Below are 18613 nucleotides of genomic sequence, written 5' to 3' on the forward strand. Positions count from 1 at the left end.
GATATCCCGAAAGTGAAGAAATAGCAGAATCATTAGCAAAATCACTATTTAATCTAGCAGTAGAACAGAAATCAGATGAGATAGAAAAAACAGTAACAAGAATAGAAAAGCTGAATGAAAGATATCCAGGAAGTGAAGAAATAGCAGTAAGATTAGCAAGATCACTAGTTAATTTAACGGCGGAACAAGGATCAGATGAGATAGAAAAAACGGTAACAAGAATAGAAAAGCTGAATGAAAGATATCCAGGAAGTGAAGAAATAGCAGTAAGATTAGCAAACTCACTATTTAATCTTGCAGTAGAACAGGAATCAGAGGAGATAGAAAAAACAGTAGCAAGAATAGAAAAGCTGAATGAAAGATATCCAGGAAGTGAAGAAATAGCAGAATCATTAGCGAACTCACTATTTAATCTAGCAGTAGAACAGGAATCAGATGAGATAGAAAAAACGGTAACAAGAATAGAAAAGCTGAATGAAAGATATCCCGAAAGTGAAGAAATAGCAGAATCATTAGCAAAATCACTATTTAATCTAGCAGTAGAACAGAAATCAGATGAGATAGAAAAAACAGTAACAAGAATAGAAAAGCTGAATGAAAGATATCCCGAAAGTGAAGAAATAGCAGAATCATTAGCAAAATCACTAGTTAATTTAACGGCGGAACAAGAATCAGATGAGATAGAAAAAACAGTAACAAGAATAGAAGAGCTAAATGAAAGATATCTCGAAAGTGAAGAAATAGCAGTAGAATTAGCAAAATTACTAGTTAATCTAACAGTAGAGCAGGAATCAGAGAAGATAGAAAAAATAGTAACAAGAATAGAAAAGCTAAATGAAAGATATCCAGGAAGTGAAGAAATAGCAGTAAGATTGTTAAACCGCAAATTCTCTACAAAAAAAATAATACAAAAACTGCAAATAAAAAAAACAAACGGATTAAGAAAGATGCCGTTTCAAACTGCACTGCATCAACCTTAATCTGTTTTTTATTTGCAGAATAGTGTATGATATCTATCGATCAATATTATGAAAGGAAAAAGAAAAGAAACAGCCCGTTAAAGCTTCTCACCCTCTAACACTGTCCCTTTTCAATCGTCAGTTGATACTGATGATACAAATTATATGATACAGGATTTTATACTCAATATCAAGTCAGCTTTTGATTCTCAAAATATTAAATTCTATAATGAACCTTCTTTTTCACAAATCCGCGATTTCGAATTCTACTGTCTCAATCATTTGGAGCTGTCATCTTTACATACTCATAACGGCATCGTCTGTAAATCTTCCAATATCAAATATTATCAGTCCTATCAGAGACATTATATCTCTTTTCATAATGGCCAAATTGATGATCAGATGCTTGAAGTCCCTGTGATGTACTGCCGTAATGACGGTCATTTTCATTCTATTTTGCCTGCTTCTTTTATCATACCTCATTCATCATATTCCATATTTTTTGTACTTCATGTCCTCTCTTTGAAGATGTTTTCTTCATTGACCATTGAAAAAATCGTCAATATATTTCAGATATCTGTTTCAACACTTTACCGCTGGATAAAAAAATATTCATATTATTTAAGGATATTCAGCTTTTTAAAAAATAAATATCATATGCATTTCTTCATTCATTTGATCTATGACTACGAAAGTCTCATCAGTGATATTTTCGGTATGACTCTTCATACTCTTTTTCAAAACAGTCGCAAGCTGTTTCAATCAATATCCTGATCGTTCTTGAAAGATAATCAAATAAATATGTTGGCAATGTCATTTCATGATTGTCTGTTCTATACTCAAATCAGGAGGTAAAATAATATGAATATACAAAAAACAGACAGCTATGAGTATCGAAAGCTTGTAGCACAGGTCAAATTTTCGATGATTGCGCCAGTTGTTTCACATACATTTACTGATGATTCTATAACTGCCTATTTCAAGCGCATTGGAAACAGTGAAATTGAATGGCCTGATGGTACAAAACGCCACTTTTCTGGACAGACAATGAAATACTGGCTCCATATTTACAGAAAATTTGGCTTTGAAGGACTTATGCCTAAAGATAGACTCGATCTTGGGAGAGTCAGGAAACTTGATGAGGAACATAAGAAATATATCGCTAATCTCATTAAAGAATATCCTAAAATAACAGGAGTTATGATCTATGAAAAAATGATCGAAGATGGTGTGTTAAATCAAGGAGACTGTTCGGTAGATACGGTTCAGCGTTATATCAAAAACAGTGGTTTAAGAAACGGACAGGGTAAAACACTGACCAAAGAAAGAAGGGCTTGGGAATTTGCCCATTCATGTGATGGATATGAAGCTGATACATGTCATACATTTTATATTTTTGATAAAAATGGAGAATATCGAAAAACATATCTGATAGCTATTATTGATAATCATTCAAGGATGATCGTTGGTGCTGAATTCTTTTTCAATGATAATGCAGTCAACTTTCAAAAAGTGTGGCATGATGCTGTTTTAAGGTATGGGAGAAGCAAAGTCATTATCTTAGATAATGGAAGCAGCTATAAAAATAAGAGCACAAAAGAAATAGAAGCAAAATTGGGAACTAAGATTATCTATAATCCCCCTTATTCTCCAACGGGAAAAGCTGTTATTGAAAGATTTTTTCATACCATGAAAATGAGATTTTTAGATGTACATAAAGGAAGTGATTATCAGTCACTCCATCAATTGAATGATGATCTCAATAAATGGATCAATGAATACAACAGAACGGTCCATTCATCCATGAAAGATGATGAACACGATAATCATACACCATTTGAAAGGTATATGTATGATATGAGAGATATTGAAGTATCAAGACTTTCCAATAAATCACCGGCTGATTATTCTTCATGGCTTGATGATGTATTTCTTCATGAAACGACAAGAAAGGTTAATGGAGATTCAACAGTTCTTATAGAGAATGTATTATTTGATGTTCCTTCTGTTTATATAGGGATTCGAGTTATTATTCGTTATAATCCTCGTACTTTTGAAGGAACATATCTTTATGATACATCACAAAAGAAAAAAGTATTCCTAAAGAGAACAGATAGAGTTGAAAATGGAAAAACAAGAAGAGAGGAGATCATTTACTGATGGAAATGACAACATATTATGGAATGGATAAAAATCCTTTTACCAAGGATGCAACAGTTTCAACACTTTATGCATCGAATGATTTCAATCAGATGACAAATAGACTGGATTTTATCATACGTTCAAGGGGTATTGGTGTATTTTTAAGCAGTCCAGGAATGGGAAAGACGACATGTTTAAGAAAGACACTTGAATCACTCAATCCAAATCGTTATGTCGTCATCTATATATGCATGACAACTATAACAGCGATTGATTTTTATCGTATGCTTAATGATGCACTTGGTCTGGAAGAAACAACGAAGAAATCGCAAATGTTCAATCAGATACAGGAAGAACTCAAAAGACTGACATCAGAAAACAAGATGGAAGTCATCATAGCTGTTGATGAGGCACAGTTTTTAAGAAAAGAAGTACTCAGAGAATTCATCATGCTTATGAATTTTGATTATGATTCTAAAGATTACTGCACACTTATATTTGTAGGGCAGAATGAATTTTTAAGAACATTAAGACTCAAATCACTTGAACCATTTAGACAACGCATCAATATGAATTATACATTTACTGGCTTCAATGAAGAAGAGGTCAAAAACTATGTTGTCTCAAGACTCAAATCAGTTAACTGCAGAAGCGATCTTTTCAAAGAAGAATGTTATCATACACTATATTCATTAATGAATACTTCTGTAAGAATACTCAACCTTTTAATAAACAAGAGTCTGATACTGGGAATGCATTATAAAAAAGATGTAATAGATAGTGAATTAATAATGAAAGCAAGCAAGGAATTGATGATTGGGTAATGATTATGGATTATATATAGAAATTCACAAGAAGAAAAGTGTGTAGGAACAATAGAAGGACTGGTAATAACACCAGTATATGATTTTTCAATAAAAATAAAAGATAAAATAATATGGTGTCAGATGGAGCATTTATTAAATGAATGGTGCATACATTTTATTGATATTAGAAAAAATGTAGAACTTGCACATCCAAGAGATGTCTATTGGAATATGAAAGCGATATATGAAGTATTTGAAGATATTGAAATAAGTTTAAAAATAGCATATGGAATAAAAGCGATATATGAAAAAACAAGAGAATGCATAATTGCATTCTTTTTTTATTTAACAGATAACAAGTTAAAATAATTTGCGGTTACAATTCAAAAAGTATAAAAATCTGATTATTTTAATTTGCAGTTGCAAAGTGGGGAGAGTTTGCAGTTTAACAATTAAGCGCTTAGATTGTGCGCTGATGCAAAATTAATGAAAGGATGGAGGAAAATGAAAGGTAAAAAACTAGTAAGCTTTTTGTTATCATGTTTGATGGTTATTGGGTTGATTCAAATTTCACCAGCATATGCATCGACTGCTGAAAATCTTGCTTTAAACAAGCCGGCAACAGAATCAAGTGTATATCCTGGTTCAAGTTGGGATGCATCAAAAGCTGTTGATGGAATTGTTAGTAATGAATCAAGATGGTCAACAAAAAGACTAGGAACTGGGACACCTGCAGAACAATGGGATTCTAATTTTGAGCAATGGATGATGGTTGATTTATTAGAAGAGTATCCAATTTCTCAAATTAATATCAATTGGGAAGCAGCAACGGCTACAAAGTATACAATTCAAGGATCTTTAGATGGTGAAAACTTCTTTGATGTTTTAGTATCAGGTGCTAATGATGCAGGAATGCAAGAACATAAAGACTTTGAAGTGTTTACAGCTAGATATATTCGTATTTTGTGTCAAACACCAAAAACTGCAAGATATGGATATTCTATTTATGAATTAGAGGTTTATTCTCAACAAGTTTACAATGCTGGAAGTATTATTGATGAAATCGAAAAAGAAACGCCAGTATTGTCAGATGATGGACAATCACTTGTTATACCATCAGTACCAGATGGATATAAAATTTCATTATATGGGACAGATAATGAACAAGTTGTTTCAAAAACTGGAAAAGTTACGCAACCATTAGTTGATATGCCAGTTAATATCATGTATAAGGTTGAAAATGTTGATGATGAAACAGATACTGCCCTATCAGATGATATTGCATTTGTTGTTAATGGAAAATATGATGTTGAACAACAAGATAATGAAAAACCAAATGTTGTTCCAGGTCTTAGAGAATGGAAAGGAGCAACAGGAGATTATCAGTTAACAGCTGCTTCTCGCATCGTTGTTTTAGATGATGAATGGTTAGATAGCGCTAAGATGATCCAGACATATTTTAAAGATATGTTAGGACGTGATATCGAAGTTGTAAGTGGGCAACCACAAACTGGAGATATTGTGTTAAAAACTGGTAGTACTATTGATGAATTGGGAGAAGAAGGATATTATTTAGATATTGCTAATTATGTAACGATCGAAGCTCCTACTTATAAAGGGATGATTTATGGTGGTGCTTCTATTACACAAATTCTTTATCAAAATAATAACACTGCTCCTAAAGGACTTGCGAGAGATTATCCTCAATATGAAGTACGTGCAGGTATGATCGATGTAGGAAGAATGTATATTCCTTTAGAATACTTAGAAGAAATGACAGTTTATATGTCATGGTATAAGTTAAACGAAGCACGTATTCATATTAATGATTACTGGGGACAATCTGGGTATAGTGCTTTCCGTTTAGAAAGTGAAGTTTATCCATCGATTGTAGCATCTGATGGGTATTATACAAAAGAAGAATACAAACAATATCAAAAAGATATGAAAAATTATGGTATTGATGTTATCACTGAAATCGATACACCATATCATTCTGAAGCGTTTAGAGATATTCCTGGAGTCCAGATGTTAGCTAATAAAGCAGGTTATTTGGATATTACAACTGAAGAAGCCTACAATGCTAATATAGCGATTATTAAAAATTTATTCGATGAATATTTGGATGGTGATGATCCAGTTATTCAAAGCGATAAATTCCATATCGGTACAGATGAATACGATAAAGCATATGGTGAACAAATGCGTAAATGGACTGATGAGCTTATTAAATATGTTAATAGTAAAGGCTATGAAAGTCGTGTATGGGCCTCATTAGGTAAAAATGGATTTAACGGAACAACTCCAGTAACTAATGAAGCAACTATGAACTTATGGGCTCCATATTGGGCTGATGTTCAAGAAACATATGATGCTGGATATGATATAATTAATACATATGGTGGATGGTTATACATTGTTCCTGCTGCAAATGCTGGATATCCAGATCGTATTGATACAGAAAGATTATATGAAGAATTTGAGGTCAATAACTTTAAATCTGGAAGAAATCCTTCTGGTGAAGCAATTATGCCAGTGGCTCATCCACAAACAAAAGGGGCTGAATTTGCTTTATGGAATGATATGACATCATTTAAAACGGGATTTTCATGGTTCGATATTTATGATCGTATAAAAGATGCTGTTTCAATCGTAGCTGAAAAAACCTGGTATGGAGAAGATGAAGCAGATCAAACATATGAACAATTTAGAGAAAGAATTGATGCTTTACAAAATAAAGTTCCTAACGCAAATCCAGGAAGATATGTCGAAAGTAAAACAGATCAATTAGTATCTTATGATTTTGAAGATGTAAGTGATATTGTAACAGATTTAAGTGGAAATGGTTATGATGGAACTATTGTCAATGGACAAGTAAATGAGGGACAAGTTATTTTTAATGGTGATGGATATTTATCATTACCAATGGATAGTATAGGTTATCCTTATACTGTATTTATGAAGTTTAATTTAAGTGAAGTTACTGAAAATACAATTTTATTTACTGGTAAAGATGGAACATTCTTTGCTGATATGAATGGGAAACTTGGTTATTCACGTGATCAATATTCATTTACATTTGATTATACTTTAGAAACAGATAAAGATATTGATTTAGTTTTAGCTTGCAATAACAAAGATTTAACATTGTATATTAATGGAAAGAAGATTGGAAATGGTAAGTTAACAAATACAACGATTGCAGGAAAAACACAACAAAGCTCAACGTTTGTTCTTCCAGTTGAAAAAGTATTTGAAAATGCAACAGGAACATTGTCAAGTATATCTGTGTATAATAAGGCAATGACAACAGAAGAAATTGCTGATATTTTAGGATATAAATCAGAAAACTATGCATTAAATAGACCAGTTTCAGTATCGGGATTAGAAGTAAATGATGGACGTTTTACTGCTGATAAAGCAGTTGATGGTCTTGTAAGTAAAGAATCACGCGTTTCATTTGCTAAAGATAAAGATGAACAATGGTTATTAGTAGATTTAGAAGAAACAAGAGTTATCGATGAAATCAATATTCGCTATGAATCAGCTGTTGATAAATATGAAATTCAAGTTTCTGAAGATGGTGTAGAATTTACAACAGTTTATGTTAAAGATGAAACAACGGCTAATAATGGACCTGAAATTGATGAGGTTATCAATTTTGATGCAGTTGAAGCTCGTTATGTAAAATATATTCAAAAACAAAGATGGCGTCATACTGGAAATGGACAATGGTATAGTGGAAGTATTTATGAATTTGAAGTTTACGGACCATTAGAAACAGAATTGAAGCCAGCAAGTGATGCTTTGATTGCAAAAGCACCTAACAGTGCCGGAGCAGTTTCAGCAAATAGAGAAATTGGACCAAGTACAACATATTTAGTTGATGTAGAATTTGATATGGTGACAACTCTTGCACCAGATCAAACAAATACTGCTGTAGGACTTGGTAATAGTGGTTCAAATTATACAGCTTATGGACAAGTTCCGGTTATTATCCGTATGTATCAAGGTACTTTTGGTGCTTATAATGGTAATAAAGGTTATGTTCAAAGTACAGTTAAATATGAGCAAAATGTTAAATATCATATTAGAATTGAAGTTAATTTAAAAGAAGGTACTTATAGTGCATATGTAACAGTGCCAGGTGGTGAGGAAGTTGCATTTGCTGAAAATTATGGTTATCGTAGTTCGGCTGCCGCTCCTTCAAATATCGGTAAGATATATTTATTCAATAACGAACGTCCAGAAGCAAGTTATTGGATCGATAGAATTAGTTTAAAAGATGTAGCTGATACAGATACATCAGCAGTTTATGATCGTATTTCAGAATTAGAAAAATTATTAACAGGATCAATCAATACTGAAGCAAAAATGACAGCATTACAAGAAGTTATTGATGATGTTAAGGCTAAAGCTGATGATTATACATTAAAAGATGAAAATCTTGCAGCTTTAGATGAAGCCTATGATTCATTTATGGCAAAAGAAGAAGGTAAAGTCAGAATTGGTTCATATAATATCGCTGCAAATAAAAATCCTGATGTTGACAAAATTCGTGAACAATTAGAAAAATATGATGTTGATATAGCAGGTATCCAAGAAGTTGATAAGTATACAAGTAGAAATAACTATGATATGCTTGCAGGGTTCAAAGGTGATGTCTATGGTAATATTTTCTTCAGTAAAGCTATAGACTATGCTGGTGGTGAATATGGTATTGGTACAGTATCAAAATCACCATTAAATGATGGATCATCAGCTATGTTGGAAAGTGCTGGTAATGAACAACGTATCTATCAACGCAGTGTTGTGGAATTAGCTGGACATAAAGTTGCTTTCTATAATACTCATTTATCTTATGAAGATACAGAACTACGTCATCAACAAATGAAAACATTAAAAGCGGCGATGGATGCTGATCCATTATCATATCGAATTGTTGTAGGGGATTTCAATGCAGATCAATATCGAGAAGAGTTTGCTGAAATCTTTGGTGATAACTATAATATAGCTAATGGTATGAATGATATTTTCTTCGATACATTTAATGGTGTAGATGCTACAATGAATGTAAATTGTGTAGATAATATAATCGTATCAAAAAATATTGATATTGAAGTAGTACAAATGATTGATAATAGATTATCAGATCATAATATGTTCTTTGCAGATATCACTTTTAAAGCTGAGCTTGATACAGATAAAACAGCATTACAAATAGCGGTAGATACTGCAAATACATTAAAAGCTCAAGGGGCTTTGGATAATGTCGTACCAGCTGTAGCAGCTGAATTTGAAGCCGCTTTACAAGAAGCAGCAGATGTTTTAGTAGACACTGGTGCTGACCAAACTACAGTTGACAGTGCTTTCTATCGTTTAGCTAATGCAATTCATATGTTGGAATTTGTAAAAGGTGATAAGAGCGCTTTAGAAGCCTTGATCAATGAAGCTGAAAAATATGAAGAAGGAAATTATACGACTGATTCATGGACAGCATTTAAAGAAGCCTTAGATGCAGCTAGAGATGTCATGAATGATGAAAATGCTTTAGAAAGTGATGTTAACAAAGCGTTAAATAACTTAACAGAAGCAATTGGAAACTTAGTCTTAAGAACAGATAAAACAAGATTACAAGAAGCATATGATATGGTAGATGGCTTAGATAAGAGTCTATATACTGAAAACAGTGTAGCGGGATTAGTTGACCCAATGGCAGCTGCTAAGGCTGTATTAGATGATCCAGATGCAACACAAGCTGAGGTAGATGCCGCATATGAAGCATTGATCAGAGCATACTTAGACTTAAGATTAATTCCAAATAAGGATCTATTACAAGGATTGATCAATAAAGCTGAGACATTAAATGCCACAAATTACAGTGCTAAGACATGGTCAGTAATGATGGAAGCATTAAATGAAGCAAAAGCAACATTAGCTGATCCAGAAGCAACCCAGGCAGAAGTAGATAATGCTAAAGAAGTATTAACGAAAGCAATGGCTGGATTAGAAATGATTGAAGCAAGTAATCCAGTAAAAGCCGGTGATACAACAGCAAGTGTAGCTACTGGAGATACGACAAATATGTTATATCCACTTGCAGGACTAGCAATTGCTGCTCTAGCGTTCTATGGAACTAAGAAAAAGAAAGAAGACTAATGATTTTAAAAGGGAAATAGTTTGAAATAGCTATTTCCTTTTTTTGTGATAAAAGTGTTATATTTGGGACTTAATAATGATTAGTATACTTTTATGGATTTTTGGTTTATAATAAAGCAAGAGGTGGAATATGAAAAAAATAGTTAAGTTGTTTATTGTTATGATATTATGTTTTAGTTTTGTTGGGTGTCAAAAAAAGGAAAAAAATGTATATACTGAAACATACACATTAAAATATTTTTATGTTGAAGGATGCTCAAATTGTGAATATGTTACTAATAATGTTTTGCCACTAGTTGAAGAAGAGTTTGGTGAACATATGAAAATAATCAAGTATGATATGGACGATCGCGAAAGTGTTGAAGAAGTTAAAACTGCATATGATGAAATTGTTGATAAAATTATTGATTTTGATCAAGATGATTATGGTTTCGGCCCTTTTTTAGTGCTGGATGGTTATTATGCTCAATTAGGAGCTGACGATGCTGAGAAGTTTTTAGATAATCTGATTTTGGCTGTAAATGGTAAGAAATTGAATGAACCTGAGGGTAGTGAAACATATTATTATTTTAAAGATGGTAAAATCAAGGAGGAATAACAATGGCTACACCGCATAATCAAGCTTTAATGGGTGAAATTGCAAAAACTGTTTTGATGCCAGGTGATCCGCTTAGGGCAAAGTTTTTAGCAAAAACCTATTTACAAGATGTAAAACAGTTTAATAGTGTTAGAAATATGTTTGGATATACAGGGACATATAAGGGGAAAAAAGTTTCTATTATGGGCTCTGGGATGGGAATGCCATCAATTGGGATTTACAGTTATGAATTATTTAGCCATTATGGTGTAGAGAATATTATTAGGATTGGATCATGTGGTTCTTTTAAAGAGGCAGTGCGATTACGTGATATTATTATTGTTCAAGGTTGCTGTACGGATTCAAATTTTGCTCACCAATATGAATTGCCAGGTACTTATAGTGCGATAAGTGATTATGGGTTATTAGAAAATGCAGTAAATAAAGCTAAAGAAAAAGATGTTAATTATCACGTGGGAAATATTTTATCATCAGATATCTTTTATCATGCTGATCAGAAAACGGCAGATAAGTGGGCGTCGATGGGTTGTTTAGGTGTTGAAATGGAGTCTTATGCATTGTTTGCGACAGCTGCATATTTAAATAAAAAGGCGCTAACTTTATTGACTGTTTCTGATTCATTAGTATCTAACGAACAAACTAGTGCTGAAGAACGTGAAAAAAGTTTTACGGCAATGATGGAAATCGCATTGGAGATTGCTTGATGAAACAGAAGTTTGCTTTTTTTGATTTTGATGATACATTAATTCATGGTGATTCTGGTAAAGCGTTATTGAAATATTATATCAAAAAACATCCTTTGGCTGTTTTTAGATTGTTAAAGATCGTAGTTTTATTTCCTTTGTATTTAATAGGGATTGTAAAGTTTCAGACAGTTAAATCATCATGGCTATTTCCTATGGATCATTTAAATGATGATGAAATCAATGAGTTTTATCAAACGTGTCTAGTTCCTAAATATTATTCAAATGTTATTGCGGAATTGAAAAATAAAAAGCGTGAAGGTTATAAAGTCTATATTTGTTCAGCTTCGATTGAAGGATATCTTCGTTTTTGTGACTTACCAGTTGATGGTATTTTAGGAACTAAAACAGAAGTTGTTAATGGTAAATATACTAGTAAAATGATTGGTAAGAATTGTAAAAATGAAGAAAAAGTAGTTCGATTAAATAGGGTTATTAAACAATTGAATCTAGTAATCGATTATGAAAATTCATATGCTTATTCAGATTCTGTCCACGATATTCCAATGTTAAAAATGGTTAAAAACAGAGTAAAAATAAATAAAAAAAATGGAGAAATGACCCCATTTATTATTGAAGAGTAGGAAACTGCTCTTTATTTTGTATCTAAATCTACAAATAATAACATGATGTTGATAATACCAGCAATACCTACTAATATATAGATCAACATTGATAAAAAACTATCAACACCAAATAACGAATCTACTAGGTTGAAATTGAATAAACCAATCAACCCCCAATTTAGTGCACCAATAATTGTTAGTATTAAGGAAATTTTTTGTATTATATTCATTATTTTCATCCTCCTTATTAAAGTGTATCCAAGATAAATAACTTTATACATAATATTAAAATTTAAACATATTTATTAATGGGGGTGTAATTTTGAAAAAAATATATATTGGAATTGCAGTTGCTATTGCATTAGTTGTGGCATCACTAATATTTTTTAAATTTAAAGATAGCTCTTTAGATAAGACCGTTGAAAAAGTAAAAGCTTATGATAAATATACACTTACATGTAATATGGAAATGGTAGAAAATGATGAATTGAAAAGTTATTTGGTCAATGTAAGCTATTTTAAAGAAAAGAAGGATGAGTATTATAAAGTAGAACTTTATGATAAATCGTTAAATCAATCACAAATTATTGTAAAGAATCTTGATGGCGTATTTGTGTTAACACCAACATTAAATCAAATTTTTAAATTTCAAAGTGAATGGCCTAATAATTCCCCTAAACCATATATTTATCAATCTTTGATTGAATTATTAGAAAAAGGCGAAGTAGAAAAAATAAAAACAGGTTATCAGGTAAAATGTGATGTTACTTATCCTAACGATTCGAGAATAACTAGCCAAGAAATGATTTTTGATAAAGAATTGGTGCCTAAACAAGTTACTGTGTTAGATAAAGATGATGCCGAAATTATAACTGCAAATTTCACAGATTTTAAAACGGAGGTTAAATTAAGTAAAGATAGTTTTGATGAGAAAAAAGTTCTTGAAAAAAGTACAAGTGAATATTCAAATGTATCAAGTGAATTGCCTCTATATCCGATTGCTTTGATGGGAAGTTCTTTAAATAGTGAAAAAGTATCGACGATTGATGGTACCGTTAATCACATTTTAAAATTTACTGGAGATAAGAATTTTACAGTTATTGAAACACCAGTAGTAGCAACTGATGAGATCAATATTGAAGAAATTAGTGGTGAAGTTATTGATCTTGTTGATGGTGTGGCGTTTTATAATGAAGGACAATTAACAATGATGAAATCAGGAATTTTATGTAAGTTATATTCAGAAGATTTGAGTAAGGAAGAAATGGTAAGTGTTATTAGTAGTATGCAAACATCTAGTTTGAAATAGGGGCTTAGCCTCTATCTACATAATTATTAAAATTATTTAAGAGTTAATTGAAATATTATAATGTTTGGATTATACTAAGACAGTATGGAGGGTTTGTATGAGTTTACATCGTGATACATATGCTGTTATTAATTTAAAGTACTTAAAAGAAAATATAGAGCTGACTTATAAAAAGTTTAAACGTCCTTTAATGGCTGTAATCAAGGCGGATGCTTATGGTCATGGATATAAGGAAGTTGCTAGTTATATAAAGGATATTGATTATATTGAAATGTTTGCTGTAGCGACATTACCAGAAGCGATTGAACTTCGCGAATTAGGGATAAAAAAAGGAATTTTGATATTGGGTGCTGTTCCGACTACTAAAGAAGAAATTGAATTAGCAATTAGTTATGATATTTCTTTAACAATGATTTCTTTAGATTACATGCATCATTTACAAACATTGATTGATAATCAGCCGTTAAAGATTCATGTTAAGTTAGATACCGGAATGCATCGTATTGGTTTGACAAGCAAAGATGAGTTAGATGAGTTGTTGAAAACGATCGATCATGATAAATTTATTTTAGAAGGGATTTTTACTCATTATGCTACAGCTGATGGGGAAATGGAGGCTTTCAAACAGCAGCAGGAAATGTTTTATGATTTGATCGATCTAACTGAATTTAAGTATATACATTGTTGTAATAGTGCGGCAATGATATATCATCAAGATAATGGTTCTAATTTAGGAAGAATTGGAATCGTGATGTATGGAGTTGATCCTGCTGGAGATGAATCAAATGAATATAAACAAGTGATGTCTTTGTTTTCAAAAGTTTCAATGGTAAAAAAAGTCAAAGCTGGTGAACGAATTGGTTATGGTTTAACTTATACTGCTAAACAGGATGAATTTATTGCTACTTTGCCAATTGGTTATGCTGATGGATTAATTAGAAAAAATCAGGGACGAAAAGTTTATATCAATGATTCTTATTTTGAGATCGTAGGAAGAGTATGTATGGATCAGACAATGGTAAGAGTTGATGAAAGGGTAAAAGCGGGAGATAAAGTTGAAATTTTTGGGGAACATATTAGTCTCGCTAGTATGGCTAAAGATTTGGAAACGATCCCTTATGAAATAATTTGTTTAATATCAAAAAGAGTAGAACGTTTATATATAAAATAAAAATCAGCATTAGCTGATTTTTATTTAAATAATTGAGCAAGTCGATAATATGATAATGCTCCTGTTTTATTTTTAGATACCTTGCCATCTTTATATACTATTGTTTGAGGCACTGTTCCATCTGTGATGTCAAGCTTTTCTTCTAACCAGGTAGTGTAATCACTATCGCTAGAGATATCAACATAGTATAAAGATTTACCACGGTGTTTTTCTAAATATGTAGTCATTGTATCTTGATAAGATAATGTTGCACTATCGCTATTATTCCCGATTACTACTACAAAACTATCTTTATCTTCTACTTTTTCTACAAGTGCACTTTGAGTGATTGTTGTAAATTCAACGTGAGTAATTTTTCGATAAACGAATAACCCAAGAAAAACTACGATTACAATTCCAAAGATGCTAATTTCTTTCCATAATTTTTTTACTTTTTCCATGATTAGCCTCCATAACAGTACTTTTATATAATACCAAAAAAATTGTCTAAAAACAATATTTAAAAAAGGATATCGATTAATCACATAATCTTTTTTATTGTTGATCGTGTTAAAAATACTAAAAAAATGCTTTTTATTTTTGTGTTTTGTTTAAAACGTTATATAAAAATAAAAACCAGAAGCAATATTTTGCTTCTGGTATGTTTTGTTAGTAAATTATTTATGTTTTAAAGCATAGTTCCAAGTATCGCGGCACATATCTTCAATTCCTTTTGTAGCCACCCAGTCTAATTCTTCTTTAGCTCGAGAAGGGTCGGCATAACAAATTGCAATATCTCCAGGACGACGATCTTTTATTTTATAATTTACTTTTACATTGTTTACTTTTTCAAATGTTTTTACTAAATCAAGTACACTATAACCAGTTCCGGTACCAAGATTACAAATATGAACGCCTGGTTTACGATAACGTTCAATCGCTTTAACATGTCCTTTGGCTAAGTCTACTACATGAATATAATCACGAACACCTGTACCGTCAGGAGTATCGTAATCATCACCGAAAACACCAAGACATTCTAGTTCACCTGTTGCTACTTTCATGATATAAGGCATTAAATTGTTTGGAATACCTTTAGGATCTTCACCAATTAATCCTGATTCATGAGCTCCGATAGGGTTAAAGTAACGTAATAAAGTTACTGACATTTCAGGACAAGCATGTTGTACATCTGTTAATATTCTTTCCATCATTGCTTTACTTGTACCATATGGATTAGTAGTGTCTCCTAATTTGCAATCCTCAGTTATTGGAACAACTTCGGGATCTCCATATACTGTAGCGCTTGATGAAAAGACGATTTGATTAACGTGATATTTTTTCATCATCTTGCTGACAATCAATGTCGTAGTTAAATTGTTTGTATAATACTCTATAGGTTTTTCTACTGATTCACCAACAGCTTTAAACGCAGCACAATGAATAACCGCATCTATTTTATTTTCTTTAAAAACTGCTTCAGTTTTAGCTTCATCTAATATATTAAATTCATAGAATTTTACTTCTTTTCCAGTGATTTCTTTAATATATCCCAAAACTTCAGGTTTTGAATTAGAAAAATCATCAATTACTATTACATTGTAATCAGCATTTAATAATTCAACACAAATATGACTTCCAATATAGCCTGCTCCACCACAAACAAGTACATTCATTATTTTTTCCTCCTATATATGCTTCTATAATAACACTTTTAGATACTAAATTAAAGAAAAGTATTTTTTATTTTGTGTAAAATATAGGTAATGGTAATGAAAGGTTGAAGATAATATTTTAATAATTAATAAAGTAATTATATAATATTGGTCGGTTGAAATATAAAAAGGAAGAATTTATTTTATTGATGGATCAATAATTTAAAATCTTCCTTATAAAGAGAGAAATAAAGATTTAAATATCTCTCGTTATCTTATTTGTTGATAATTCTTTTTGTGATATTATCAGGGGCAAACTCATAATCTAAAAATTCCATTTCAAAGATACCTTGACCTTGAGTTATAGAACGTAAATCAACAGCATAGTTCATAACTTCATTCATAGGCGCTTCAGCAACGATTTTAATTAAACCGTCATCTAAGACATCACTACCGATTACACGAGCTCGTTTGGTATTGAAATTACTCATTATATCGCCTGTATATTGTTCGTCAACAACAACTTTCATTTTCATATATGGCTCAAGTAATGCTGGACTAGCTTTAGGAATAGCTTCTTTAAAACACATTGAAGTAGCTGTTTTAAAAGCCATTTCTGATGAGTCGACATTATGATAAGAACCATCGATCAAAGTAGCTTTGATTCCAAGTACTGGATATCCTGCTAAAACACCACTTTTGACACTTTCGATCAATCCTTTTTCGACAGCAGGGAGATATGATTTTGGAACAGCACCACCAAATATTTTTTCTTCAAATACATATGCTTTGCTATAGTCATAAGTAGGTTCAAATGTAATTTCAACTTCACCGAATTGACCATGACCACCTGATTGTTTTTTGAATCTTGTTCTTTGGGTAATGCTCTTTTTTATTGTTTCGCGATAAGGAATCTTGATATCTTCAAGAGTTGCTTCAACTTTGAATTTGTTTTTTAGTTTTGTTAATAAAATATCTAAATGAATGTCACCAACACCATAAATGCACTGCTGTTTAGTTTCTGCATTTGATTTAAATTGTAAAGTCGGATCTTCCTCTAATAGTTTATTGATAGCGTTAGTGATTTTTTCTTCGTTGCTTTTACCGATTGGAACGATTGCTTTACCATAGTAAGGTGTTGAAAATTTTATTTCTGGTACGATGATTTGATATCCAGCAATACATAAAGTATCATTTGTTTTTGAAGCATTTAGCTTTGTTACTACTCCGATATCGCCAGCGTGTAAACAGTCAACTTCAATTAATTCTTTACCGCAAGGCTGGTATAGTTTAGCGATTCGTTCAACTTCTTTTCTTTTGACATTATATAGAGAAGTTCCGCTATATATAGTTCCGGTAACAACTTTAAATAAAGATGTACGTCCAACAAAAGGGTCTGCAACTGTTTTGAAAATAAAGATGCTGGCAGGTAAACTTTCATCATAGCCAATAATTTCCTCTTCATTTTTATCAATATTATTAACGATCAAAGAATTAGTCATATCTCCAGCAGCGCTGAAGAAAGCTACCATCGAATTTAAAATGATTTGAATTCCAATTTGATCAGTTCCGCATAAGACTGGAATCAAAGTTTTTTCAATAACACCTTTTCGTAAAGCTAAGGAAATTTCTTCTTTTGTAAATGGTTCTTCATTAATATATTTTTCTAATAATTCATCGCTAGTATTTGCTACTGCCTCATCGATCATATCTTTGATTGGCTGGATCTCATCCAATAATTCCTCGGGAATATCCACCGGTTTTGTCTGTGTTCCTTCAAAAATACGACCTTCCATTTTTGCAACATTAACATAACCGATCATTTTATTATTATTCATGATAGGAACCTGAATAGGAGCAATAGCTTTACCATAAGTATCTTTTAATTGCTGTAATTTAGTTGTATAATCACTATTAGGGTTATCTAATCCATTGACATAAATGATTTTTGCTTTATCTTTGGCTTTATACATAGCCTGTTTAGTTCCGGCGTTGATACCTGAAGATGATGGAACAACAATTAAAGCAGATTCACATACACTCAAGGCAGATTCGCATTCGCCTGTAAAGTCAAAAATACCAGGAACATCGATTAAGTTGATTTTGCAATTGTTCCATTCGATAGGGACAACAGATAGATTGACAGATGATTTACGATTGATTTCTTCAATACTATAATCACTTAATGTATTTCCATCATTAACGTTGCCAATACGGTTAATTAGACCGCTTCGGTAAGCCATAGCTTCAACAATACTTGTTTTACCACAACCAGAATGCCCTAAAACAGCTACATTACCGATTTCATTTGCATGATAAGTTCTCATTAAAATAACCACCTTTCTTTAAATGAACTTCTTAATTTTATTTTAACATATATGAGTAGAAAAAAGGATTAATTTAATAATAAAAGATAACGCTTACATTAATATGTGAAAATAATGAGGAAAAAAGTAATTTTCATATTGATTAATAACTAAAATTATGTTACTATAAATCTTGCCTAAATCATGAGATATCGATTAG

Annotated in this window: 14 protein-coding genes; 10 read left to right on the plus strand and 4 right to left on the minus strand. The window is 31.6% G+C overall.

What is annotated here, in order from left to right; genetic code table 11:
• The 8 genes from OC535_RS13060 to OC535_RS13095 all read left to right on the plus strand — a co-directional run.
• Positions 1 to 980 (plus strand): hypothetical protein (locus OC535_RS13060; protein ID WP_498824019.1); only part of this gene is annotated, 980 nt, incomplete at its 5' end.
• Between the two features lie 840 nt (positions 981 to 1820).
• Entirely contained in the window at positions 1821 to 3119 is a 1299-nt protein-coding gene (locus tag OC535_RS13065; protein WP_027089463.1) for a TnsB C-terminal domain-containing protein, read from the plus strand.
• Positions 3119 to 3925 carry an ExeA family protein gene (locus OC535_RS13070; protein ID WP_051592760.1) on the plus strand — a complete coding sequence of 269 codons (807 nt, stop codon included), beginning with the start codon at positions 3119 to 3121 and terminating at the stop codon, positions 3923 to 3925. Before OC535_RS13065 ends, OC535_RS13070 begins: the two co-directional genes overlap by 1 nt.
• Positions 3926 to 3937: 12 nt before the next feature.
• A complete protein-coding gene (locus OC535_RS13075; RefSeq protein ID WP_498823073.1) occupies positions 3938 to 4276 on the plus strand; it encodes a DUF6618 family protein in 339 nt (112 codons plus the stop codon).
• A 135-nt stretch (positions 4277 to 4411) separates the two neighbouring features.
• The gene (locus OC535_RS13080) at positions 4412 to 10066 is read left to right on the plus strand and encodes a discoidin domain-containing protein (protein WP_498824020.1); all 5655 of its coding nucleotides are present in this window, start codon (positions 4412 to 4414) and stop codon (positions 10064 to 10066) included.
• Between the two features lie 130 nt (positions 10067 to 10196).
• Positions 10197 to 10664: a hypothetical protein gene (locus tag OC535_RS13085; protein ID WP_024721069.1), complete on the plus strand. Its 468-nt coding sequence runs from the start codon at positions 10197 to 10199 to the stop codon at positions 10662 to 10664.
• A 2-nt stretch (positions 10665 to 10666) separates the two neighbouring features.
• Complete coding sequence (deoD, locus tag OC535_RS13090) at positions 10667 to 11368, plus strand: purine-nucleoside phosphorylase (protein WP_024721070.1); 702 nt, start codon at positions 10667 to 10669, stop codon at positions 11366 to 11368.
• Positions 11368 to 11991: an HAD family hydrolase gene (locus tag OC535_RS13095; RefSeq protein ID WP_498824021.1), complete on the plus strand. Its 624-nt coding sequence runs from the start codon at positions 11368 to 11370 to the stop codon at positions 11989 to 11991. Before deoD ends, OC535_RS13095 begins: the two co-directional genes overlap by 1 nt.
• A gap of 11 nt (positions 11992 to 12002) precedes the next feature.
• Here the strand turns inward: OC535_RS13095 and OC535_RS13100 are convergent, their stop codons facing one another.
• Positions 12003 to 12212, minus strand: coding sequence for a DUF378 domain-containing protein (locus OC535_RS13100; protein WP_498824022.1), 210 nt, complete (start codon positions 12210 to 12212; stop codon positions 12003 to 12005).
• A gap of 83 nt (positions 12213 to 12295) precedes the next feature.
• Here OC535_RS13100 and OC535_RS13105 point away from each other — a divergent pair, with 83 nt between their 5' ends.
• Together OC535_RS13105 and alr are read left to right on the plus strand one after the other, a co-directional pair.
• Positions 12296 to 13282 carry a LolA family protein gene (locus OC535_RS13105; RefSeq protein WP_227053111.1) on the plus strand — a complete coding sequence of 329 codons (987 nt, stop codon included), beginning with the start codon at positions 12296 to 12298 and terminating at the stop codon, positions 13280 to 13282.
• 97 nt (positions 13283 to 13379) lie between these two features.
• Complete coding sequence (gene alr / locus OC535_RS13110; protein ID WP_498824023.1) at positions 13380 to 14453, plus strand: alanine racemase; 1074 nt, start codon at positions 13380 to 13382, stop codon at positions 14451 to 14453.
• A 20-nt stretch (positions 14454 to 14473) separates the two neighbouring features.
• On the opposite strand, the gene OC535_RS13115 is transcribed toward alr, so the two are convergent.
• From OC535_RS13115 to OC535_RS13125, 3 genes are all read right to left on the minus strand, one after another.
• Positions 14474 to 14893, minus strand: a complete 420-nt coding sequence (locus OC535_RS13115) for a hypothetical protein (RefSeq protein ID WP_024721073.1) — start codon at positions 14891 to 14893, stop codon at positions 14474 to 14476.
• A 216-nt stretch (positions 14894 to 15109) separates the two neighbouring features.
• Complete coding sequence (galE, locus tag OC535_RS13120) at positions 15110 to 16108, minus strand: UDP-glucose 4-epimerase GalE (RefSeq protein ID WP_024721074.1); 999 nt, start codon at positions 16106 to 16108, stop codon at positions 15110 to 15112.
• A 254-nt stretch (positions 16109 to 16362) separates the two neighbouring features.
• The gene (locus OC535_RS13125) at positions 16363 to 18414 is read right to left on the minus strand and encodes an elongation factor G (RefSeq protein WP_498824024.1); all 2052 of its coding nucleotides are present in this window, start codon (positions 18412 to 18414) and stop codon (positions 16363 to 16365) included.
• Between the last annotated feature and the right edge of the window lie 199 nt (positions 18415 to 18613).

It is taken from the genome of Clostridium sp. Marseille-Q5894 (assembly GCF_946902305.1).
GTDB lineage: Bacteria > Bacillota_I > Bacilli_A > Erysipelotrichales > Coprobacillaceae > Thomasclavelia.

Bases quoted from the DNA above. Each gene is read 5' to 3' on its own strand.
- OC535_RS13065 (WP_027089463.1), top strand. From the start codon at position 1,821: ATGAATATACAAAAAACAGACAGCTATGAGTATCGAAAGCTTGTAGCA.
- OC535_RS13070 (WP_051592760.1), top strand. From the start codon at position 3,119: ATGGAAATGACAACATATTATGGAATGGATAAAAATCCTTTTACCAAG.
- OC535_RS13080 (WP_498824020.1), top strand. From the start codon at position 4,412: ATGAAAGGTAAAAAACTAGTAAGCTTTTTGTTATCATGTTTGATGGTT.
- OC535_RS13085 (WP_024721069.1), top strand. From the start codon at position 10,197: ATGAAAAAAATAGTTAAGTTGTTTATTGTTATGATATTATGTTTTAGT.
- deoD (WP_024721070.1), top strand. From the start codon at position 10,667: ATGGCTACACCGCATAATCAAGCTTTAATGGGTGAAATTGCAAAAACT.
- OC535_RS13095 (WP_498824021.1), top strand. From the start codon at position 11,368: ATGAAACAGAAGTTTGCTTTTTTTGATTTTGATGATACATTAATTCAT.
- OC535_RS13100 (WP_498824022.1), bottom strand. From the start codon at position 12,212: ATGAAAATAATGAATATAATACAAAAAATTTCCTTAATACTAACAATT.
- alr (WP_498824023.1), top strand. From the start codon at position 13,380: ATGAGTTTACATCGTGATACATATGCTGTTATTAATTTAAAGTACTTA.
- OC535_RS13115 (WP_024721073.1), bottom strand. From the start codon at position 14,893: ATGGAAAAAGTAAAAAAATTATGGAAAGAAATTAGCATCTTTGGAATT.
- galE (WP_024721074.1), bottom strand. From the start codon at position 16,108: ATGAATGTACTTGTTTGTGGTGGAGCAGGCTATATTGGAAGTCATATT.
- OC535_RS13125 (WP_498824024.1), bottom strand. From the start codon at position 18,414: ATGAGAACTTATCATGCAAATGAAATCGGTAATGTAGCTGTTTTAGGG.